Here is a 22,009-nt window from a genome sequence, read left to right on the forward strand (position 1 = left end):
ACAGAGAAGATTATCGGGACTCGCTACCGTGCCCGCAATGAAGCTGGGTGTGACGCCGAACGCAAGGCGCGCGCGCTTTCCTGCCGCACCCGCGAGGCTGCCGCGGTGCGATGCCGGGCAGTGTGGTCTGGGCCACGCTATGCGCTTTCACGGGGCGTCGGACTCTGATTAGATGTATTCGGGCGGATGGGAAAGTACTCATCCGGCCCTGACCATGGCCCTGCGCGTCCACATGCGGTCGCGGCAGGATCAGCTATTGTCAGGCCCGCGTCTGCCCTGGTGGCCCACCCTGCGGGCCGGGTCGGCCAACCGGGCGAAGCCCGCCAATGACATGTGCGCCAGCATCCAACGATCCGGTCCCTCCATGAAGCACGTCTGGATTCTCAATCACTATGCCCTGGAACCCGGCAGCAGCCCCGGCGGTACGAGACACTTCCACCTGGCAGAGCACCTGAGGTCGTCCGGCTGGCAGGCAACCGTTATCGCGGCCAACGCGGTCGGCGCAAGGGAACGGCATCTGGAGGCGGGCAGGTTGTCGCGCCTTGACAGTATTCGCGATGTGTCTTTCCTCTGGGTACGTACGCCCACATACGAAGGCAATGGCGCTGGCCGCATCCTCAACATGCTGGCCTACAGCTGGCGCGCCTTGCGGCGGCGGACCACGCGTGGCCTGCCGCGTCCCGACGTGGTGATCGGCTCCAGCGTACACCCCTTCGCCGCGGCGGCGGGCGCCTTGCTGGCGCAACGCTTCAAGGTCCCGTTCGTGTTCGAGGTGCGTGACCTGTGGCCGCAGACGCTCGTGGACATGGGTCGCCTGCGCGAAGGGGATTTCCTTACCTGGGCGCTGCGCAAGCTCGAGCTTTGGCTGTATCGGCGTGCCACTCGCATCGTCGTGCTGCTGCCGCACGCGTGGGAGTACATCGCGCCGCTGGGCATCCCGAAAGAGCGCATAACCTGGATACCCAACGGCGTGGACCTGTCGCTGTTCCCGCCGCCCACGCCTGCACGCACCGTCGCGCCGTCCGAGCGTTTTACGCTGATGTATTTCGGCGCCCACGGGCAAGCCAACGGCCTGGACAATGTGCTGCAGGCAATGAAGCTTGTGCAGCAGCGGCCAGAGGGGCGGCACATCATCCTGCGCATGGTTGGAGATGGCGGCCTCAAGCCTGCGCTGATGGCGCAGGCGCAGCAACTCGGCTTGTGCAATGTCATCTTTGAGCCCCCCGTACCGAAGACCCGCATTCCGGCTGTGGCAATGGAGGCCGATGCCTTTGTCATCGCCGTGCGCGACCTGCCACAGTTGTACCGGTACGGCATCAGCATGAACAAGCTGTTTGACTACCTGGCTGCGGGCCGGCCTATCGTCATTGCCTCCAATGCCTCCAATAATCCGGTGGCCGACTCGACGGCGGGATTGACAGTGGCCGCGGAGCAGCCGGAGGCGCTTGCCGACGCCATCATCAGCATCGCCGCAGCGCCGCTCGAGGCTCGCTTGCGTATGGGGCGCGCCGGCCGCGAATATGTCGAGCGCAACCACAGCTTCCAGCTGCTGGCGCAGCGCCTGGCTGGTGTGCTGGACGAAGCATGCAGACCTCAGGCCAACCCGGTGTCCTGACCTGGTCGATATCGAGGCTCCGTGCATTGCACACGGGCTGGAAGACCAGTGCTGGCCTTTGCACCTTTACTGCAGGAAGCGAGATGCAGCGAACAGAGGGGTGCACTGGGCGAAGGCTGGCGCTCGCGGCAGTACAGCTTTCACGTCCGAACATTCAACGTGCGACAACGCACCGAAGCATGGAGTTGCCCCTCCTACGATGCAAAGCATCAGGGCATGGCAGATGCGATGCGTTGTCCGCTGCCATCAGTAAGGAGACCGCCGTGAGACCAGTCAATTGGCGCATGCATTCCCGAATCATCCTGGCTACCCATCGCCACAACATCGCTTCCAGTCTGTCGATACTTGTCGCCACCGGCCTGCTTGCAGCCTGCTCGGCATCGCCGGGCATGTACTTCGGCACCAATGCAGTGGTGAGCGCAATCGGTCCCGATGTCGTACCCAAGGTGACACCGATCACCCTCGATCTGGTGAAAGCCCAACGCAGCAAGGTCCGTACAGACAATGAGCGGGTCGAAGAACTGTTCGCCACACCGCGGCCTTATCAGATCGGCCCTGGCGACATCATCTCGGTCGTGGTGTGGGACCATCCGGAACTGGTGTTTCCCACGCAGACCTACAGCATCGGCGCCGCCTTCGAAATCCCGCAGTCCAGCGGCGGCGCCAACGTGCCGGGTTATGTGGTCAGCGCACAGGGCGATATCCAATTCCCCTACGCCGGCGTCATGAAGGTGGGTGGGAAGACAGCAAACGAGGTTCGCGACCAGATGGCGCGGGTTCTGTCGCGAGTGGTCAGGAACCCCCAGATGACGGTGCGGGTGCTCGGCTTTCGTAGCCAGCGTGTCTATGTTGACGGAGAAGTCAAGACGCCTGGCATGCAGGCCATCGATGACGCGCCCATGACGCTGGTGGAAGCGCTCAATCGCGCCGGCGGCGTGCTGAATCTGACCGGTGACAACAGCCGCATCCGCGTTACCCGCGGCGAGCGTAGCTGGTATGTCAACATTCCTGCGCTGCTTGCCAGGGGTATTGATCCGTCCCGCATTCTGCTGCGCTCGGGCGACATCGTCCGCGTGGAACAGCGCGAGGACAACAAGATCTTCGTCACCGGCGAAGTGGTGCGCCCGGCCTCCCTGCTCATGCGCAATGGACGGATGACACTGAACGAAGCACTTGGCGATGCCGGCGGTGTCAACCCGAGTTCGGCCAATGCGGAACAGATCTACGTCATCCGCAAGGCGGCCGATGGCGAACCCAACATCTTCCATCTGAACAGCAACTCTCCGGCGGCGCTGGCTATCGCCGAGGGCTTCGAGCTGGAACCGAAAGATGTGGTCTATGTGGACGCACGTGAGGTGGTCCGCTGGAGCCGTGTGATCAACCAGTTGTTGCCGAGCACGCAGCCTGTGTTCAGTACTGCCACGGCAATCAAATAGCGGGATGCGAAACATGACTCGCTCGATCCTGGTGATTTGCATCGGCAACGTCTGTCGCAGTCCCATGGCGGCCTGCCTGCTGAGCCAACTTCTGCCCGCATGCGAGGTAGCTTCGGCCGGACTCGCTCCGCCGGTCGGCGCACCCGCGGACCCAAGCGCTGTCAGGCTGCTTGCGCGCGAGGGCCTCGATATTGCCAGTCACCGCGCCCGCGCTGTGAATGACGCACTTGTGGCAGCTGCGGACCTGATCCTCGTGATGGACAGCGAGCAACGCGACGAGCTTGAACGGGTTTTCCCGCTGGCACGCGGGAAGACCCACCGGATTTGCGAATCCACGTCCACGGATGTGCCGGATCCGTACGGATGCTCGCCAAGCATGTTTTATATCGTTCTGGAACTGATCAAGCAGGGCATTGCTTCATGGTCTGCACGGCTGGTAGAGGTTGCACCAACTGATGCTCAAGGAGAGGTATCATGAGAACGGTCAGTACCGGGGATCAAGCTCCCGCTGGTGGGGACGAGCATCAATCGGCCGTGGACTTTACCGCCTATCTCGATTTGCTGGCCCGCTATCGAAAGACCTTCCTGTCCGTCGTCGGCGTGGTCATCGTGGTCGGCCTTACCTATGCCCTCCTGGCCAAGCCCGTCTACCGCACGAACATGACGGTGCAAGTGGAGGACTCGGGTGGTAGCCACGTCAGCAAGCTCATAGCCTCCATCTCACCGGGACCCGATGCCAAACCCGCCGCTTCCGCGGAGATTGAACTCCTGCGCTCGCGGATGGTGGTCGGAAAGGCTGTCGACAACCTGCACCTGTATATCGAAGCCGCACCGCGCTATTTCCCCGTGATTGGCCCGGTAATCGCCAGCTTCAATCCTGAACGGTCGCACCCTGGGCTGTTTGGATGGGGTGGCTTTGCGTGGGGCCATGAATCGATTGCCGTGTCCCAACTCGACGTTCCTGCGTCGATGGAGGAGCGCAAGATCCTGCTGACCGCGCTGGGTGACAACGAGTACAGGGTGCGGTTTGCCAGCGACGATGTCGAGGCTACCGGCAAAGTGGGATCGCCATTGACGATCACCACTGCCAACGGCGCGGTCACCATGCTGGTAAGCCAGTTGGACGGGCGCCCCGGTACCCAGTTCGTGCTGCGTCGCCTGGCGCGCGCTGCAGGCATCGCGCGCTTGCAGGAGAAGCTGACGATCAGCGAACGCGGCAAGGATAGCGGCGTGATCGGCGTGGCTCTGGAAGGTGCCTCGCCAGACATGACGGCGGCTATCCTCAACGAAGTCGGCAATGCCTATGTTGAACAGAACATCCGCCGCAAAGCCGCCGAAGCCGAAAAGTCCCTCGCATTTCTCGAGCAGCAGGTGCCGCTGCTCAGGCAGCAGGTCGACACGGCCGAGACCCGATATAACGCGATGCGCAATCAACGCGGCACGATCGACCTCGGCGAGGAGTCCAAGCTGATCCTGGGTCAGTCGGTGCAGATTCAGACCAAGCTGCAGGAGTTGCAGCAAAAGCGCCAGGAACTGGCTGCGCGCTTTACTTCAACTCATCCGGCCGTCGCACTCGTCGACAGCCAGATCTCCGGCCTGACCGCCCAGCTGAACGGAGTGTCCGGGCGGATCCAGAAGCTGCCGGACGTGGAGCAGAACGTGTTGCGGCTGATGCGCGACGTCAAGGTCAGCACCGAGCTGCTGCAGTCCCTGCTGAACGAGGTCCAGCAGTTGAAGCTGATCAAGGCGAGCAAGGTAGGAACGGCGCGGATTGTCGACCCGGCGGAGGTACCGCTCAAGCCGGTCCGGCCGGACCGGGCGCTGATTGCCGGACTATCGCTCGCGCTGGGCTTGGTTGCTGGTCTGCTGGTGGTCTTCGTGCGCCATACGCTCGAGGGCGGCGTGGCAGACCCGGACGAGATCGAGCGGCAGACAGGGATGACTGTCTACTCGACCATCCCCTTCAGCAAACAACAGTCACAGTTGTCACCGGGCGCCGGCCTTCTGGCACTCCAGCAACCGGACGATCCCACGGTGGAGAGTCTGCGTAGCTTCCGTACCGCATTGCGTTTCGCCATGGCCGGGAGCAACAGCCCGACGGTAGTGATCACCGGGCCTGCCCCGGGCGTCGGCAAATCCTTTGTCTGTACTAACTTTGCCGCAATTGCCGCGACCGGAAGCCGCGTGGTGCTCATTGATGCCGACCTGCGCCGCGGTAACCTGCAGAGTTCCTTTGATGTCAAGCGCGGCCCTGGCTTGACGGAACTGCTGATGGGCGCGCCGCTGGAGCAGGTATTGCAGCGGCAAGTGGTGCCCGGCCTGGACTTCATACCGACCGGCTCGCAACCACCACACGCGACAGATCTGCTGCTGAGCCCCGCCATGGACTCCGTGCTTGAGCAGCTCAAAGCGCGCTATGACCTGGTGCTGATCGATACGCCGCCAGTGCTTGTGGCTGCCGACGCGGGCATCCTGGCAGGCAAGGCTGGCGCCGTGTTCCTGGTGGCGCGCGCCGAGAAGACCACGACCGGCGAACTGGTTGCGGCGCAACGCGCGATCCGGCAGGCCGGCGCCGATGTCAAGGGCGTGCTGTTCAACGGGCTTCTGATCGAGGGTCGCTGGTACCGGTCCCACAGCTACTTTGGCAAGTATCGCTATCTCGCCGATTACGGCAATGGACAGACCAAGCGGGCTTAGCCAGGGCGACGGCGGCGGCTGGTGTAGTTTCCGTCCAGCCGTCGGCCGCTGAACTCGAGCTCCGCTTCGCTGAGGGCAAACAAGTCATGCCACTCGTTCATGCGGATGCCGTCTCGTCCGTGGTCATCGCCGGCGCAGGCGGACTTGGGCTGGAACTCTATGACTATCTGCAGGCAGAAGCGCTGTGCGGCGGACCGACGGTAGCGGGCTTCATCGATGACACGCCAGACAAGGTTCCGGAGGGCATAGACCTGCCACATCTGGGGTCGATTCGTCAGTACCGGCCAACGCCGCGCCAGGCAGTGCTGGTAGCGATCGGTGCCACCCTGGCACGGCAAGAGGTGCTGTCATGGCTCCTGCATAGCGGGATCGAGGTTCCGATCTATGTCCACGGTACGGCCCTCGTCTCGCCCTCCTCCCACCTGGGCGTCGGCTCGTTGATTTTTCCGTTTGCGGTCATCAGCCGGGGCGCGGTGGTGGAGGACGGCGTGGTGGCCAATGTCTCCAGCGGAATTGGGCACGGTGCCCGGGTGGGTGCGTGCTCCGTGCTTTCTCCTCATGCGGTCCTCAACGGCAACGCCGCCATCGGACCGCGGTGCTTCCTGGGGACACGCGCGACGCTCTTTCCGGGCGTCAGCATCGGCGCGGAATGCGTTGTCGATTCTCACACCTGCGTTTCGACCAGCGCCAAGGACCGGCAGTTCATCACTACCGGCAGTTTCCAGATGACCTCACGCCTGATTCGCGATCAGTGATGAACAGCTCGAACAGCTCGGGGCCCAGCTCAAAAGGTTTCAGAACATACGCGGTACGACGGCACCCGGCATTTCACGACCGTCACCACGATCTGGCCGGAGACCGGATCGGTATCGATGTACCTGGAATAGCGCTCGGTGACGCCGAACCAATCCATTCCATGTGACCACAATCGACCCTTGACGGGACGTGTCGCTGCCAGCACAAAGACGAACAGGAACCCGCAAAGCGCCAGCCTCGCAAGCATCGGCGTCCGACCGGGGCGCGCACGCTGACGAGCGGGCTGACGAGCGGGCTGACGAAATGGATGCAAGTTGATCCACGCCACGGCAAATCCGACAGTCATGCCGATCAGGGTTTCAGCAAGCGTGTGATAGTGTCCGACGATCAGGGCAATCGCCACCAGTACGGCCACGAGTACACCGGCAGACAGGCCGATCCTGGCCGTTCGCTTGCCCCATGCCGATCCCAGTATCGCGCCCAGCATCGGGTAGACCGATGCAGTGAGCATGGCGTGCCCGCTTACGCTGTACACGTTCACCGATGGCATTGACCACCCATTGAATTCGAACGCCAGCTTCCCTGCAAGAATGACGGCTGCACCGCCCACCAGCGACATGAGCCAGTAACACGCGCGCTCCCACAATCCCAGGTAGGCCAGACGGAGCGCAACAAGGCCCGCCAGGGGGACCGCCAGTGACGCGCCGCCACTATGGACAATGAGCATCCAGGATAGCTGCATCAGGAGCCTCAAGTTGTCGAATGGTCGCTTACCCGTGCGCCCCGGCGTATGTCGCCACCCGTTTCCAGTTCATCGCGCGATATCGGCATCCGAGGCGCTCCGTTTGCTTCCCATGAAGCGAGGGGCGGAGAATTCTCCCGCGGCACTGATCCCCTCGCGCGCTACTACCTTGATGACGGTCTTCCACAAGATCACGATGTCCAGCCACACCGAAACGTGATCCACGTACCAGACGTCCAGCCGGAATTTTTCTTCCCAGCTGATCGCGTTGCGTCCACTGATCTGTGCGAGTCCGGTAATGCCGGGACGGACCATGTGGCGGCGCATCTGCTCTGGAGAATAGCGCGGGAGGTATTCCATCAATAGCGGCCGTGGCCCAACCAGGCTCATGTCACCCTTGAGTACATTCCAGAGCTCCGGCAGCTCATCGAGGCTGGTGGAGCGAAGAAACGCCCCAAGTCTGGTCAGCCGCTCCGGATCAGGCAGCAGTTCGCCGTCCGGTCCGCGAGCATCCGTCATGGTACGAAACTTGAGAATGTGGAATGGTTCGCCATGAAGCCCCGGCCGGACTTGCCGGAAGAAAACCGGGTTGCCCAGACGCACGCGCACTACGCAAACCAGGAGCAGAAGCGGAATGGCAAGCAGCAGCATGCCCAGCAAGGCCAGGACAACATCTAAGATGCGCTTCATCACAATGGCTCCGAGAAACCGCACTCATTTGGGCATGGCGCAGGGGGAGCGCCGCTGACAGGCTTCATGCTCTTGGTTCGGTTGCTTTGCCCATGGCAACGATCCATCCACGGGCACTCAATGCGGAGGATTGCCTGCAGTGACTATGCCCCGCGGCGCCCCTTTGCACCGTTGGCTATCTCACACTTCAGCCGCCGGCTCTGCCACGGCGCCAGCGAGCACTCCCGCGACCCATTTTCCTCGGCTTGCCTCACCAGTTCTTCAAGTCTGTTTGAGAGCGCACCGAATGGCAGGTGCCGTCACGCCAGAATCGGAAGTCCGTACGCAAGCCAGCACAATGAAAGGTGCAGAGGACCGACATGAAAGTCTCGACAGCAAGCGGCGAAGGTGGAGGCGGGCTGAGAACCGCCCTGCCGGCGACCGCGCATCCCCACGCTCTGCATGGTTCCGAAGCCATCTGGCAGGAAACCAATTGCTATATCGACCTGTGGGTGGAATTGCTGCATGGCTGGGGGCTCGAACCGCGCGCAGGACTCGCGTTCACCGTTGCACAAGACTTTGAAGGCGATCACTTCACTTTCTTCAAGTACCCGCAGATGGATCTGGAAACGCTGTATGGGATCAGCGTGCAGGAAATGGCCGTTTATGACACGCTGCAGGCACACGTCACGGCGCAGGTCGAACGCGGTCACACCGCACTGGTCGAAGTCGACAGCTTTTACCTGCCCGACACGCATGCCACCGCCTACCGGCGCGAGCACGTCAAGACCACGATAGCGATCAACCGTATCGACAACCAGGCCGAGCGTGTCTGGTACTACCACAGCCTGGGCTACCACAACGCGCAGGGCGAGGACTATCGCGGCCTGATGCGGCTCTTGCCCGAGCTCGCAGGCAACGCAAACATCCTGTTCCCCTATGCTGAATATGCGAAACGCGTGCGGCCTCCGCTCGAATCGTCCGCGTTGGTCGATGCTTCGGTGGCACTGATGCGATACCACCTCGCCAGGCGCCCCGCAGGCAATCCGGTAGGTCGCTGGCGACAGGTGTTCGGCAAGCATATGGACGCCCTGCTGGCGCGGGACGAATCCTATTTTCACCTGTACACCTTCAACTTCCCGCGCCAGCTGGGCGCCAACTTCGAGATGCTGCATCACTGGCTGTATTGGCTAAGCGAGCATGGGCACGAAACGCCCCTGGCCGTCGCAGACGACGCACGCGCCATCGCAACCGAGAGCAAGGTATTGCAGTTCCGACTGGCGCGGGCAGTGGCACGCCGGCGCGCCGACCTCTGCGCGGACTGCCTGGATAGCCTGGAGTCCTGCCATGACAAGGCCATGGCAGGACTGCTATCGGCTTTCGGCTGAGCCAGCACGCGACCGGCAGGCGTCGCTAACCATCATAGCCAAGCGGATGGTCAGCATTCACAGCGTAGATTTCGCCTGAGGGAACGGGAACAGCTTGCGCCGCGCCCTTGCGCTCGTGCACGAGTCGAACTCGCCGGCTGCTTCCCGGTGCAAGGTGGAACCAGTTCTCCGAAGCCTGGTAGGCAACGTCCTCGATGTGCACCCAGCGCGCGAAGCGCTCCGCTGACACCGTCAGCCACCACTCGTCGCCAACCTGCTCTAGCTGCGCCCGCAACCCAGGCGCCTTGAGCGCGGCGGCACGGCGGTCGGGCAGGTACACCGCCTGGCTCAGTGGCTCGCCGCTGTCGCCGGCAAGCAACGTCGCCAGTACCACGTCATGCGTCGGCGGGCCGAAGCGATAGGCATACGTGAAGTCAAAGAAGCGATCGAGCAGTGCGGACGCCTCGATACGCTCCGACCCGCGCGCCGGCAGCCGCAGGCTGTGCCGGGCTTCAGCCACCACCATCATGCCGTCACGCAGGCAGCGCAGGACCAGCAGCAGAGAGCGTGGCTGCGGCATTTCGTTCAGCACGTGCAGGTGCAGTCCATTGAGCCCCTCATCGGTAATCAGCACCTGCACTGGTTGCCAGACCTGGCGTAGCGCATGCCATGCCGACTTGGGGCGCCCGCACGCATCGACAATACCCCAGCCTGCGCCAGGCGTCAGGTCTTGCAGCTGCCAGATCAGGCCGCCGGAACAACCCGATCCCACCCGTCGCCATTCGCTGAAGACTTCGGTCATCACCTCCGCCGTCACCGCCCGCGACAGCATCAGATAGCGTTGGGGCTGCTCATACCGCAAGCGCGGCGGATCCACATCGTACAAGGCGCGCAAATAGTGATCGCGGACATCTTCGAAATCCCACGGTGCACCCGCGTCGCGCGGCACCGTGGCTTTCCAGCGCGGGGAATGCAGCGGCAGCAACAGTCCGTGCTCTGTCAGCGTTCGGTCACCGGGAACATTGGCAAAGGCCAGGCATTCGGAGGCGAAGCGGACCTGTGCCAGCCGCGCATCCGTCAACGGACGTTCGTAGGCCCCCACGCCGTAATAGTGGCAGACACCGCTGTCCGGCTGGAACGGCCAGGCCCCTCCGGTTGGCGAATTGCTGACATAGACCACGTCCGGACGATGCGCGGCAACCAGGCCCGGGATCAACTCCTCGAACAGCGGTTGCTTCCATTCGCCACGCGAGGTACCCAGCATTGCCGCCTGCTGCTCCGCCTCGCTACCGCCGCAAAGCACCGCAACGCTTGGATGCGCCCGGGTCGATGTCAGCCACCCGGTGACTTCGCGCTGGAAGTCATCGGTAAGGCCAACGCCGGGTCCGATGCTGCCATAGTCGAAGTTGGCGAACATGAAATCCTGCCAGACCAGCAAGCCCAGTTCGTCGCAAACCCGATAAAAGGCTTCGCCCGGATAGCACGTGACACCGCTGATGCGCACCATGTTCATGCCGCCGTTGCGCGCAAGCGTCAGCCAGTACCGGGAGGCTTCATCAGTGTCTGCGAGGCCAGGCAAATCGATGCTGGAAATGCAGGCCCCGCGGCAAAACAGCCGCTCGCCATTGATGCACAGTGCAAACGGCTCAGACAACCGCGAAGGCCCGGACGAAGCCGATGCGCTCGCACCGTCGAGCGATACCGTGCGAAAACCGGCCCGGCCGCATTCGATGGCGCGCCCGTCGACGGTTGCATCGACACGGTAGAGGTGTGGCTCGCCGTGCGTATGAGGCCACCATAGCTTCGGGCGTTCGACCCGTAGCGTGCCCGCAAGGGTGTGCCTGTCAATGCGCGAGAGTGTGCCGGGATGGCGGCAACCCTCACCGTCTGTTGCCTCGAACGACCCCGAAGCCGGCGCTGCCCCCGGGAAATGCAGCCGCAGCGAGACGACGCCGTGTCCTTCCGGCATTTGCGCCGACATGTCAGCGCGCACGCCGTGAAGAATGTCGTCGCTTGCCGGATCGAGCAACTCTACGGAACGCCAGGGCCCCACCGCATGCACCGGCGGGCACCAGGCCGGCATATGGCCAAGCAGGGTCGTGCGGACCGTACGCAGGGTCGGGGGCACGATCATTCTGGGCTTCCAGCGCACTGCGCCACGCCGCTTGCGCAACCATGGATGCAGCGCCCGAAAACAGAGATACAGCAGGTTGTCTCCGTCCAGGTCGACCTCGACCTCGTGCGCGGCGAACATATGCTGAACACCCAGCACGAGTTTTCCGTTGAGCCAGGCTTCGGCCACTGTGGCGAGTCCGTTAAAGCGCAGCACGTGCCTGCCCCGCCCGGCAAAGCGCACACGATACCAATGGTCATGCAGGTGCAGTGGCGGCGGCGCGGAGTCGTCCCAGCGGCCGGCGGCGCGCAGCGCGCTGGCCACCGTGCCAGGAACCGGGGCCGGCAGCCAGCCCGCCGTGCCATCCAGGCCCGCCGGACTGTCGGCTGCACCGGCGTCCGTCTGTATCCACGTCCACTCGCCACCGAGCACGGCGTTGCCAATGGGGATGCCCGATCGGATGTCAGGGAATGACTCCGGATCAGGCATCGAGGTGTTTGTGTCCGGGTAACCTTGGGACATCATGGACTGCCTTCATCGCGTAACCCGGCAGGGCCGGGATGCCAGCCTGGCGGATCACAGCCGACTGCCTCGCAGATTGGCTCCAGCGGCATCAGCCGGCAACACTCTGCGCGGTTCCGATCGAATGCTCGCGGCGTTGGACTAGATGCCTCCGAGCACATCGCGCACGCGTTGCGGCCAGCGCGCCAGTTCGAAGCCGTGATGGCGCAGCAAAGCCAGCGTCAGGCGCTCGATGCCGAAGCCCACGCAGCCGGTATGGGCCAGCGCCCCGTCATCGGTGCGCAGCGGCCACGCATGGGCGAAATGATCCATGTGGTAGTTGAAACTCATGCAAGCGGTCGGGGGCGCGCCATCGTTGATCGGCACCAGCAGCTCAAACTTCAGTTTGAGTTCACGCTGACTGTCCGCGACGATCTTGCCGCCACGACCGAAGAACGGATCGTTCGCAATATCCACCTCGTGCGGCAACCCGAGCATGCTGGCCAGCTTCTGGCCACGTTCTATCCATGTCTGGCGGAATTCGACAATCTGCTCGGCTGTCCCGAGCCGCACGTACTCGCGCTGGCGGAACATCTGCATGCGTGCGGGGTCGATGGAGGGCTCATGGCGGAAGCAATACGTCAGCACGTCGACCACGAGGCCGCCACGGGGCATCGGCCCGCGGTCGGCCACTACCGGGTAGACCGGATAGCACGCGGCGGGTGCCAGCACCACCTCGGTCGGTCGCTGCTGCTCCGCCCATTCCTCACCGTGTTCCACACGGGCGAGCAGACGGTGATGTTCCCGTTCGCCGCCACAGAAGCAATGCACCGTCCCCGCCAGTTGCGGAAAACTCTTGAGGTATTCGCTCGCTTCGAAATCCTCGCGCGGCATCGCGGGAGGAAATCGCATCACTTCCGCATGCTGGTCGGCTCCGAGCTTGCCGATGGCGAGGTTCAATCCATCGGCAATGCCTTCGAACAGCGCGCTGCGACCATAAATGCCATCGACCTTGGTCGGAAAGAGCACGCGGGCATCGATGAGCGCCTGCCGGTAGGCACGACGGCCGAGGTCCGGATCCCGCACCGGTACGGCGTGGAAAAAATGATCACCCGCAACAGGTGATGCGTTCTCGTCGGGCGTGCAAGTGTTGCTGGTGTCGTCCATGCTCGGATCCTCAGGCAGTCCGGTCCGCCAGCAGCAGATTGGCGGTGTTGGTCAGGATGCGATCGTTGTTGATCATCAGGGGCGCTGACCACAGATCCCGAAGGTGGCGTCCCAGGCTGAACGGCGTGCCATGCTTGTAGCCCGCCATGCCGCACACCAGCATCGCGATCTGGACTGCCTCGAGCGCCAGCACCGACACGCTGGTCTTGAGACCATTCATTTCCGCCGCCAGGCTGAACATCGCCGACACGCCCTGCCTTGCCTGCCGCTGGCGCTGGTGGCTGAGCGCCAGCTCCAGGCGGCCATCGAGCATCTGGATGATGGCTACGGCCTCAGCCACGCGCGTTGCCGATGGCGGCAGCGTGCCGGGTCGGGCACGGGCCTGGCCCTGGAACAGTGCCTTGGCACGCTGGACCGCGTCCGCCGCGATGCCTGTCCACACGGCAGACCACAGGATATGCGACACGGGGGTCATCGTAACGTCCGCAATCTCGCCGAACGGCACCGGCAGGATCTGATCGGTATGGCCGCGCGCTTCGAGCCGGAAGCCGTTGCTGCACGTGCCCCGCATGCCCAGGGTGTCCCATGCGGAGAGGGTGTCCAGCGTGTAGTCCGGCTTCAGAACGCTCACCATGACCTGGTCCGTGGGCGCGGCATCGGGGTGTCGACGTGCCGTCACGAGAATTCCGTCAGCGTGGGCGCCATAGGAGATGGTTGGCGCCATCTTCAGCAAATGGAGGTTGCCGTTGTCGACGTTGACCGCGCATCCGCTGTTGCGCAACGCACCGCCAATAGCCTCTTCGGAGGTGGCCGATGCGAGCAGCAACTGTTCGCCGCCAAGCCGTTGCAACAGTTGCGCGTGCCATGCACTGTTGCCGGCATGGTTGACCAGGCATGCCACCTGGATCTGGTGCATCGCGTATATCATGCCCGTCGAAGCGCAGGCGGCGCCGAGCACGCGGCAAACCGCCGCGATCGTCTCGAGCGGCGCGCCACCACCGCCAAGGTCAGTCGGCACCATGGCACCCAGCAGTTTGTGCTCGCGCAATACCGTGAAGGCCTGACAGGGAAAGCTTGCGTCCCGGTCGACCTGGTCTGCATGCCGTGCTGCTTCTGCGGCGACCAGCCTGGCCGCCGCCAGCCAGTGCGCGGCATCGGCAATCTCGGCGCGCGGAGGTGCCAGCTCAACGCTGGCAAGCGCGGGGCTCACGCCGCCTCCTGCTCATTCTTGAGTTGCTCGGCTGCCGTCGCCAGTGCGCCGATGCTGCGAAACAGCTGGCGGGTCAGCATGCGATCGGGGATTTCGATGCCGAAAGCGTTCTCGATCGCGATCATGACGTGCACGGTCGCCAGCGACGACAGTCCCGCTTCATACAGATCGGCGTGGTCGTCCAACGATTCAACTGGCACGTTCAGACGAGCCACTTCCGAGAGGATGGTACGTATGGCTGCTCTCATGCTGGGACTCCAGATTTTGAGGAAGCATGGTGTTGAGCCATTTAGCCTGAACTTCGGGCTCGAATCGGTACGCTTCCGTACCAATGGGCTGCGGTGCCGGCACGCCTGCAAGGCCGCCCGCGCACGGCGAGCTCCGGGCGGAGAAGCCCGGCTGCAGTTGCGAGGGCAATGCGTGGTCTTTGCGCGGGAAAGCACGAAGGGACATCCAGGCCTCGGGGCGAAGACCCTGTCAGGATCTTCTTGCCATAGCGCTACCAAAGGAGCAGCTCCGCGCGGAGGCGGCACCGACCGAGGGCCGTCACGCGATGCGGGCGTACCCGTTTCTGCGTAACGCTTTGCCGGCGTTGCTGCATGCGCTCGTGCGTATGTCGCGCAGAAACTGGCACGTTCCGCGACCCTGAGCTCCAGCTTCAGGCTTTCTCCGCTCCATTGACTTGCCGGGTCAATGCCGGGCGCTTCGCTTCCGGCTTGGGCAAGGGCATGCCCAGATAGGGATTGATGGTATTGAAGTCCGACCTGTTGCTGCGCCGTGGCATGACCCCGTTCAGGATCCCGCCCGCCAGCCTCGCGTTGGCATGCGCGAGGCGCTTGAGGGCGTCGTCAACCTGGCCCGCCGCGGTTACGTCAGCGCGCACCACCACCAGCGTGGAGCCTGCCAGGTTGGACACCAGCGTGGCATCCGCCACCGCCAGCACCGGCGGAGTATCGACCAGCACCAGGTCGAAGCGGCCCGCGCACAGGCGCAGCGTTTCCGCCAGCGCCGGCAGCATCAGCAGCTCGGACGGATTCGCCGGCGCCGCGCCGCGGTTGAGCAGGAACAGGCCGCTGACCACGCTCGGCCTGACCGCGTCGGCGATCGCGGCGCGCCCGGCCAGCACTTCGGCCAGGCCCGGCTCTACCGGCTGGTCGAACCAGTCCGCCACGCGCCCGCGGCGCAGGTCCGCGTCGATCAGCAGCACGCGCTGGCCGGCCTCGGCAAACAGCACCGCGAGGTTGACCGCGGTAAAGGTCTTGCCCGCGCCGCTGGCCGGGCTGGTGATCGCCACCAGGCAATTGGGCGCATCGCGCAGCGCGAAGTGCAGCGCCGCGCGCAAGGTACGCAATCCCTCCACCGCCAGCGAATGCGGCGCGCGCCGCGCCAGCAGGTACTGGTCGTGCAGGCCCTGGCGCAGCAGGCGTTCGGCGCGCGCGCGCTCGTCCTCCGGCGCGGCCGCGGTCACGGCATCGATCACCTCGGTGCCCGGCTCGGGCCAGCCCAGGCGCGCCTCGGTCGGCAGCGTGAAGCCCGCGGCAATGCCCAGGCTGCGCTTGGTTTCGATCTGGCGCTCCAGATCGGCCTGCTCGTTGCTGAAGGCGATGTCGCCGAGCATCGCCATGCCAAGCCGCTCTTCGGCATCGGCCGCGCTGGCCACCGACGGGCGCAGGCGCTGGCGCAGGTTGATGCCGGCCACGCCCAGGCACAGCCCGAGCAGCGCGCCCACGGAAGCGAACGGCCACGTGCCGATCCCCACCGGCGTCACCGGCGCGATCGCGGCGTCGATCACGCGCAGCTGGCTGGAGCTGTCGGACAGCATCAGCGACAGCTGCTCGACCTTGGTGCGCAGGGCCATGTACATGTCCTCGGCCACCTTGACGTCGCGCGTCAGCGCCACCGATTCGCGCTCGGAGGCCGACAGGCTTTGCATGCGCGCATCGATCTCGGCGCGCTCGCGCGTCATCTGCTGAATCTGGCTGTCGACCATGCGCACTTCATTGGCCTCGGTGGTGAAGCGCTGCAGCAGCCGTGTGCGCTCCAGCCGCAGCGCGGCGATCTGGCGCTGGTACTCCATGCTGTTGTTCAGGAACGATTGCGCATCGCGGCTGGGCGCCATCGAGCCGGTACGCGCGCGGTAGCGCGTCAGCGCCTCTTCCGCACGGGTCAGCTCGGCCTGCACGCGCGGCAATTCGTTCGACAGGAAGGCCAGCGTGCCGGCGGCGTCCTCGCGGCGCTTGGTGGTCTGTCCGTCGATATAGGCGCGCGTGACGCCGTTGACCAGCTCGGCAGCAAGCTGACGGTCCGCATACTGCCAGCCCACGCGCACCGTGCCGCCCGGCTGCGCCGGTGCGCTGCCCTGACTCGCGGACATCTGCGCGCCTTCGCTCTCGACCTGGAGGCCCTTGCGCACGGCCTCGGCGGTGCGCGCGAGGTCATGCCGCGTCAGTGCGAAGCGCGTGCCGGGCGCGGCCTCGATGCGGTCCACGCGCAGCGTGATGCCGTTGCCGCTGGCGGTCTCCCCGACACGGCCCTCGAGCAGCAGCACGTCATGGTCGAAAAGGCGGTAGGCGCCGTCGCGGCGCGTCTCGAACACCAGTGGCTGGTCCACCAGGTCCTCGGGCACGGTCATGGTGTCGACCACCAGGCGTTCGCCGCCCCAGGCATAGCCCTGGCTTGCGGGCCAGGTGCCGCGCACGTGGCCGGGCGTGGAAAGGCGGTCGACCAGCGCGCCCACCAGCGGCGCGCGCAGCGGCTGCGCGGTGATATCCAGGCGCAGCCGCTCCACCACGGGCCCGACCACGGCGCGGCTCTTGAGCAGCCCCGCGTCGAAGCCGGCGGCGCCCTGCGTCTGCGCCACGCTGCGCACGCCGCCGTCGCGGCCCTCCACCTGCACCAGCGCCTGCGCACGGTATTGCGGCGGCTCGGACAGCGCCACCAGCGCGCCGACGCCGGCGCCGACAACGCCCGCGGCGACGATCCAGCCCATATGGTCCATCAGCGCGCGCGCCTGGCGCGTGCTGGCGGGCTGGGCTTCGCGCCGGGGGGCCGCACCTTCCGCCGGTGCACTGGCATATGACAGTCTGCTCACGGGTACCGCTCCTCAAATGGGATCAGCGCGGCGTCCTGCGCCGCGCGTGGCCACCTCACGCCGCCAGGGGCAGCTGGCAGCGCCGTTCAGGCGCTGGCCAGCGCGGGCAGCAGCCGGTCATATTCGCGCTTGACCAGCTTGTAGCATTCGCATGAATGCTTCTCCAGGCCGCAGCGGTCCAGTACCGTGATATGGCCGCGGCTGTGGTGGATCAGTCCCAGGTCCTCCAGCTTGCCCGCGGCCTCGGTCACGCCTTCGCGGCGCACGCCGAGCATGTTGGCGATGACCTGCTGCGTGATCACCAGCTCGTTGGAACTGAGCCGGTCGATCGCCAGCAGCAGCCAGCGGCACAGCTGCTTGTTCAGCGAGTGGTGGCGGTTGCACGCGGCGGTCTGTGCGATCTGCGTCAGCATCGCCTGCACGTACAGCAGCGTCACGCGCTGCAGCGTGGGCAGGCGCGGCAGCTCGGCGCGCAGCATGCGTGCGGGAATGCGGTAGGCCAGGCCGGGGCTGCGCACTTCGACGCGGCTGGGCATGGTGTCGCCGCCGGTGACCACCGGGATCCCGACCAGCCCTTCATGGCCGACCGCGGCGATCTCGACGGTCGCGCCGTCTTCGAGCAGCGACAGCAGCGAAACCACTGCCGTGGTTGGAAAGTAGACGTGGACGATGCGCTGGCCGGAATCGGTGAGCAACTCCCCGGCGCGCAGCCGGACCAGCTCGAAATGCTGGGCCAGCGCTTCCCACTCGCCACGCGGCAACGCGCTGAGCAGGTGATTGACATGCAGTTCCGACCGATGCGTAATCATTTTTCGTACCCCCTGTCCAAACCCGTTTTCGGGAACAACGTCCAGCCGGCTCGGCGAACGCCACTCGGGAAAACGGGCTTCAGCCTTGCCGGTCCCCGTTCAGCGCCGGCATGGACCGGCATGACTGGTTTCCGACTGCCTGGCTGCGCCGTTGACCCTGCTGCGGCGCTGACTGCAAGCCAGTGACTCTATTTAGCGTCATGGCGAGGCGCTGCGACAGTAGGCGAATGGTTGGGAAGCGCTCATCCATCGGGAGGTTGGCCGGAAAGCCGAGCGGATGCCCGGCCACGGCGCAATCAGCGTGCAGCGCGCGGCAGCGGCGCCGGCAGGTGCCGGGCCCTCCTGCAAAAGTCGGAGACGGGTGGAAGCGCGGGGCGGCCGGCGGAAACGAGCGGTGCCGGAAGGGGCGCAAATGGCGTAAAGAGCGTGATGGGCGCAAGCAATTCGACGGGCTGGCATGGCCCGACCTCATCCAACGGCAAGGCGCGCGGAAGAAAACCGGCCAGGTGGCCGGCGGCGGCCACCACCGTGCAGCGCCAGCCACGCACTGCCGCCGCGGCGGGATGCAGCACGCGCGGCGCGCGGAAGCACAGGTGGATCGTGTTCATGCCCGACAGTTCGATCGCGGCCTCGTACAACTGATGCGGCGCGTGCAACTCGTGCAGTTCAGTGCCATGCCCGATCGCATCATCCACGGCAATCACCTGGCGCCCGTTGACCCACGCTTCGGTGCCGCGCACCAGGCCGCGCAGCCGCAGCAGCCGCGGTCCGTGTCCGGCAAAGCGGAGCCGGTACCAGTAGTCGTGGCAGTGCAGCGGCACCGGCGCGCCTTCGCGCAAGCGGCCCGCCGCCTGCATGGCCATCGCAACCGAACCGGGCACCGGCGCCGGCAGCCAGCACGCGCCATCGTCGAGCACCGCGGGCGACGGTGCCGCGCCGGGCAGCGTCTGCAGCCATCGCCACGGGCCGCAAGGCGCGCGCCCCGCAACGTCGGTGAAGGCGGTGAGGGGTGTGACGTCGACGGACGGAACGGCGGCCGAAATGAGGGCGGCGGCTCGCCGGCCCGTGGCCTCGGCAGCGGCGGTCATGGCGCATACTCGCCGAAATGCCGGGCCAGCGCCGGCACGCTGGCCTGGTAGGAGGCCTCGAGCTGGTCCAGGCAGTCTTCGCAGCGATCCGGCTTGCGGCTGATCACGGCGCGCATCAGCCGGAACTGCATCACCATCGCTTCCGACGCCATCGTGTAGCACGCCTCGGCCGCCTTCTCCGGGACCTCCTGTCCCTGCATCACCAGCCAGCGCAGGTAGCGCGCCAGCAGCTCGAAGTTGGCGCCTAGCTGGCGCAGCACGCCCGAGGCGTAGTGGTGGAAGCCCGGCTCGCCGCGCGCCATCAGCCGCTCCAGGTGGGCGGGAAACACGGCACGGAACTGTGTCACGGGATTCTGCTGCGGACGGTTGCCGAGGTGCGTGCGCAGCAGCGCCAGCGAAGCGTCGAGCAACGACTCGCGCCCGCGCAGCCGGCCATCGCGGCGCACTACCTCGGCATGCACGAAGGGCAGCGACTCGGCGCTGCGCGCGCCCGGTGCCAGCCGGAAGATCGCGGCGTAGTCCTCGCCGCTGGCGGTGTGGTAGCCGTCAGTGTGGTAATAGCCGACGGCGCCCGCCTGGGGGATCAGCACGTCGACGGCGATGCAGGTCGGCGTGCGGTGGCGCTGGTAGCCCGCGCCGGGCGGCGGCGGCAGCTGGCCGCTGTCGAGTTCGATCACGACGAGATGGCCGCGCGCGGTCTGCGCCGCCACGTGCGACTCGAGCGAGTCGTACAGCGTCAGCGCATGGGCGGTCAGCCCGTAGAGCCGCTCCAGGTCCGCCACCGGAAAGCGGCACTGCGTGAAATGATCGGCCTCGAAATCCTGGCGCACTGCGCACGGCAGCGCGGCGACCGGTGGCAGTTCAAGTCCGTGCAGCAACTCGATCCACAGGTCGACATGGCAGTTGACGTGCGACCACACCGGATTGCCGCCACGCAACCCAGGCCCGCCACGTCCACGCATCTTGGTGTCGCCGTACACTAGAGACCTCCGCGCCTGCCATGCCGATCCAATCGCGGGTGTGCGTGGCCCGCGCCGGATGCGCGCCCTCGCGCTCGCGTTCCGGCTGCCGTGCACTGACTGTCTGCTGTCATGCCCGCCTTCTCCCTGCCCCGAGCCAAATGCTTGCGCCATCGGTCTTGATGGCGATCTTGGCGCGCGCGGTTCAGGACAGTCTGTTGGACGGCGCACAAACCTTGCACGGGCCCACAGGTTCGGCCGTCATTGCGTGGCGCAAGGACGCGCATGCCGATGGCAAGCGCGTCTGTACCGTTCGCCGCAGAGGTTGAGTTCCGGTTGAGCCGGTTTAGTGGCATTCAGCCGCATGCGTGACGCGCATGCTGCTTCTGGTTGATAGAGGCGTGCGTGCCGATTGGATATCGTCAAGAGGACGTGTGGGCGGGCAGTATTGCCTGCACGCCTTCAAAGCCCGCATGGTCCCCCGGTCGGCGGGCTTCTTTTTTTGTGGCATGGCACGGCGCGCGCGACAGGGTTCGGCAGCGCGGCGACGCCAGCAGGCATGTGCATGCCCTGTGGGTGCACGGCAATGGCTGGCGAGCGGGACTGGTGGCAGGCAGCACTGCTGCAGGACAATGGCAGCAGTGGTCGCGCCTCGCGCTGGCGCTGGCGAGGCACGCGGAACACAGCAGGGCGCCGCGGCGCCCTGGCTCAGGGCAGCGTAGCTGCCGGCAGGCGCAGGCGATGCTGCGCCAGGATCAGTGCGCGCAGGCTTTCCACCCGCAACACCGCTTCACGCTGTCCTGCTTCACGCGCGGCCTGCGCTGCGGCATGCTCGCAATCGTAGCGGCGACCATGCAGTTCTCCGCGATACAACAGTGGCTGCTCGCCCGCACCAGCCAGCCGGATCTCGAAGCAGCAAGCCCACTTGCCCCGGCCCTCGCGCACGGCGAAGCCATGCACGACCAGGTAATCCATCCCGCCTTCCATACGACCCCCTAGCATCCCGGCGCGGCAAGCCCTCTTGGAATGGGGCTGCTCGGACGCCGGGCATCTCAAGCATAGTGCTTGCGCGCACCGAACGCCCTCATCCGCAGGCTGTAATCCTGTGGTGGCCGAAGGAGGGAAGCAAGAGAGGGACGGGCAGATTCAGGCGGCGCCGACGCTGTCGCAGGGCGTGGCCTGCATCAGCGAAAGGGCCATGCGCGGGAAGCACTGGCCGCCAGCCCACACCAGCGCGGTCGCGGCACAGACGAGCTCGGCAGGCGCCGGCACCGCCAGGCAACCGCTCGCGCCCAGCAGCGCGGCGTGGACGATCAGCGTCGCGTCCAGCCGGTCCGACAACACCAGCCAGCGGCGCGGCGCGAGCCGGGCCTGCATCTGTTCGAGCAGCTTGCGCGGGTCGCCGTCCAGCCCGCTGCAATCGATCAGCGCGACATCGGCCGGGTCGCTGCCGGGCTCGTCCGCATCGGGATGACGCTGCCGGCCGGCAGCACCATCCTGCAGCCAATGCGGCGCGCGCCACCGGATCGGGCGCGGCAGGCCCAGCGCTTCCAGGCGCCGCACCAGGGTGCGGCACATCATTTCGTTGCTGGCGATCAGGTAGGTCGGCATCGAATCGGCAATGGAGGCCACGGCCGGTGCGGCGGGATGGGCCCGGGGTCAGAAGGTCAAGTGGCCGGATGGCCCGCCGTGGCGAACATGGGGGGCCTCGCGGCGGTGCGCGCCCTGCCGTTGGGCGCCTGACGCATGGCGCGCGGCAGGCGGCGGCGAACGCCTCCCTGTCAACGTA

The 22,009-nt window shown here is 65.6% G+C and carries 18 protein-coding genes; 6 read left to right on the forward strand and 12 right to left on the reverse strand.

What is annotated here, in order from left to right; translation table 11 throughout:
* Window positions 1-364 precede the first annotated feature (364 nt).
* The 5 genes from E1J61_RS27875 to E1J61_RS27895 all read left to right on the forward strand — a co-directional run bounded on the left by E1J61_RS27875 (window position 365) and on the right by E1J61_RS27895 (window position 6,503).
* Window positions 365-1,615, forward strand: a complete 1,251-nt coding sequence (locus tag E1J61_RS27875; protein ID WP_133097161.1) for a glycosyltransferase family 4 protein — start codon at window positions 365-367, stop codon at window positions 1,613-1,615.
* A gap of 284 nt (window positions 1,616-1,899) precedes the next feature.
* Window positions 1,900-3,051 (forward strand): polysaccharide biosynthesis/export family protein, encoded by a 1,152-nt coding sequence (locus E1J61_RS27880; RefSeq protein ID WP_195428072.1) that lies wholly within the window; start codon window positions 1,900-1,902, stop codon window positions 3,049-3,051.
* A gap of 13 nt (window positions 3,052-3,064) precedes the next feature.
* Window positions 3,065-3,529, forward strand: a complete 465-nt coding sequence (locus E1J61_RS27885) for a low molecular weight protein-tyrosine-phosphatase (RefSeq protein ID WP_133097162.1) — start codon at window positions 3,065-3,067, stop codon at window positions 3,527-3,529.
* Window positions 3,526-5,748, forward strand: coding sequence for a polysaccharide biosynthesis tyrosine autokinase (locus E1J61_RS27890; protein WP_133097163.1), 2,223 nt, complete (start codon window positions 3,526-3,528; stop codon window positions 5,746-5,748). Before E1J61_RS27885 ends, E1J61_RS27890 begins: the two co-directional genes overlap by 4 nt.
* 86 nt (window positions 5,749-5,834) lie before the next feature.
* Entirely contained in the window at window positions 5,835-6,503 is a 669-nt protein-coding gene (locus E1J61_RS27895) for an acetyltransferase (RefSeq protein ID WP_133097164.1), read from the forward strand.
* Between the two features lie 29 nt (window positions 6,504-6,532).
* Here the strand turns inward: E1J61_RS27895 and E1J61_RS27900 are convergent, their stop codons facing one another.
* Both E1J61_RS27900 and E1J61_RS27905 read right to left on the reverse strand, forming a co-directional pair.
* On the reverse strand, window positions 6,533-7,246 hold the full coding sequence (locus tag E1J61_RS27900; protein ID WP_133097165.1) for a phosphatase PAP2 family protein: 714 nt from the start codon (window positions 7,244-7,246) through the stop codon (window positions 6,533-6,535).
* Window positions 7,247-7,315: 69 nt separating this feature from the next.
* Window positions 7,316-7,936 (reverse strand): sugar transferase, encoded by a 621-nt coding sequence (locus tag E1J61_RS27905; protein ID WP_133097166.1) that lies wholly within the window; start codon window positions 7,934-7,936, stop codon window positions 7,316-7,318.
* A 344-nt stretch (window positions 7,937-8,280) separates the two neighbouring features.
* On the opposite strand from E1J61_RS27905, the gene E1J61_RS27910 reads away from it, so the two are divergent.
* Window positions 8,281-9,303, forward strand: coding sequence for a DUF1839 family protein (locus E1J61_RS27910; RefSeq protein ID WP_371704794.1), 1,023 nt, complete (start codon window positions 8,281-8,283; stop codon window positions 9,301-9,303).
* A 25-nt stretch (window positions 9,304-9,328) separates the two neighbouring features.
* Here E1J61_RS27910 and E1J61_RS27915 read toward each other — a convergent pair whose 3' ends face one another.
* The 10 genes from E1J61_RS27915 to E1J61_RS27960 all read right to left on the reverse strand — a co-directional run bounded on the left by E1J61_RS27915 (window position 9,329) and on the right by E1J61_RS27960 (window position 21,831).
* Complete coding sequence (locus tag E1J61_RS27915) at window positions 9,329-11,920, reverse strand: glycoside hydrolase family 2 protein (protein ID WP_133097167.1); 2,592 nt, start codon at window positions 11,918-11,920, stop codon at window positions 9,329-9,331.
* Window positions 11,921-12,058: 138 nt separating this feature from the next.
* Window positions 12,059-13,063 carry an amino acid--[acyl-carrier-protein] ligase gene (locus E1J61_RS27920; RefSeq protein ID WP_133097168.1) on the reverse strand — a complete coding sequence of 335 codons (1,005 nt, stop codon included), beginning with the start codon at window positions 13,061-13,063 and terminating at the stop codon, window positions 12,059-12,061.
* A 10-nt stretch (window positions 13,064-13,073) separates the two neighbouring features.
* Complete coding sequence (locus E1J61_RS27925; protein ID WP_133097169.1) at window positions 13,074-14,273, reverse strand: acyl-CoA dehydrogenase family protein; 1,200 nt, start codon at window positions 14,271-14,273, stop codon at window positions 13,074-13,076.
* Entirely contained in the window at window positions 14,270-14,521 is a 252-nt protein-coding gene (locus E1J61_RS27930; RefSeq protein ID WP_029045129.1) for an acyl carrier protein, read from the reverse strand. The genes E1J61_RS27925 and E1J61_RS27930 overlap by 4 nt, the downstream gene beginning before the upstream one ends.
* A gap of 410 nt (window positions 14,522-14,931) precedes the next feature.
* On the reverse strand, window positions 14,932-17,271 hold the full coding sequence (locus tag E1J61_RS27935; RefSeq protein WP_371704809.1) for a polysaccharide biosynthesis tyrosine autokinase: 2,340 nt from the start codon (window positions 17,269-17,271) through the stop codon (window positions 14,932-14,934).
* A gap of 179 nt (window positions 17,272-17,450) precedes the next feature.
* Window positions 17,451-18,173, reverse strand: a complete 723-nt coding sequence (locus E1J61_RS27940; protein ID WP_133097171.1) for a Crp/Fnr family transcriptional regulator — start codon at window positions 18,171-18,173, stop codon at window positions 17,451-17,453.
* Window positions 18,174-18,469: 296 nt separating this feature from the next.
* Window positions 18,470-19,261 (reverse strand): hypothetical protein, encoded by a 792-nt coding sequence (locus E1J61_RS27945; protein WP_133097172.1) that lies wholly within the window; start codon window positions 19,259-19,261, stop codon window positions 18,470-18,472.
* A complete protein-coding gene (locus E1J61_RS27950) occupies window positions 19,258-20,241 on the reverse strand; it encodes a DUF1839 family protein (RefSeq protein ID WP_368671143.1) in 984 nt (327 codons plus the stop codon). Before E1J61_RS27950 ends, E1J61_RS27945 begins: the two co-directional genes overlap by 4 nt.
* 687 nt (window positions 20,242-20,928) lie before the next feature.
* Window positions 20,929-21,207: a hypothetical protein gene (locus E1J61_RS27955; RefSeq protein WP_133097173.1), complete on the reverse strand. Its 279-nt coding sequence runs from the start codon at window positions 21,205-21,207 to the stop codon at window positions 20,929-20,931.
* A gap of 159 nt (window positions 21,208-21,366) precedes the next feature.
* Window positions 21,367-21,831: a response regulator transcription factor gene (locus E1J61_RS27960; protein WP_133097191.1), complete on the reverse strand. Its 465-nt coding sequence runs from the start codon at window positions 21,829-21,831 to the stop codon at window positions 21,367-21,369.
* Between the last annotated feature and the right edge of the window lie 178 nt (window positions 21,832-22,009).

The organism is Cupriavidus sp. L7L (assembly GCF_004353535.1).
Taxonomy (GTDB): Bacteria; Pseudomonadota; Gammaproteobacteria; order Burkholderiales; family Burkholderiaceae; genus Cupriavidus; species Cupriavidus oxalaticus_A.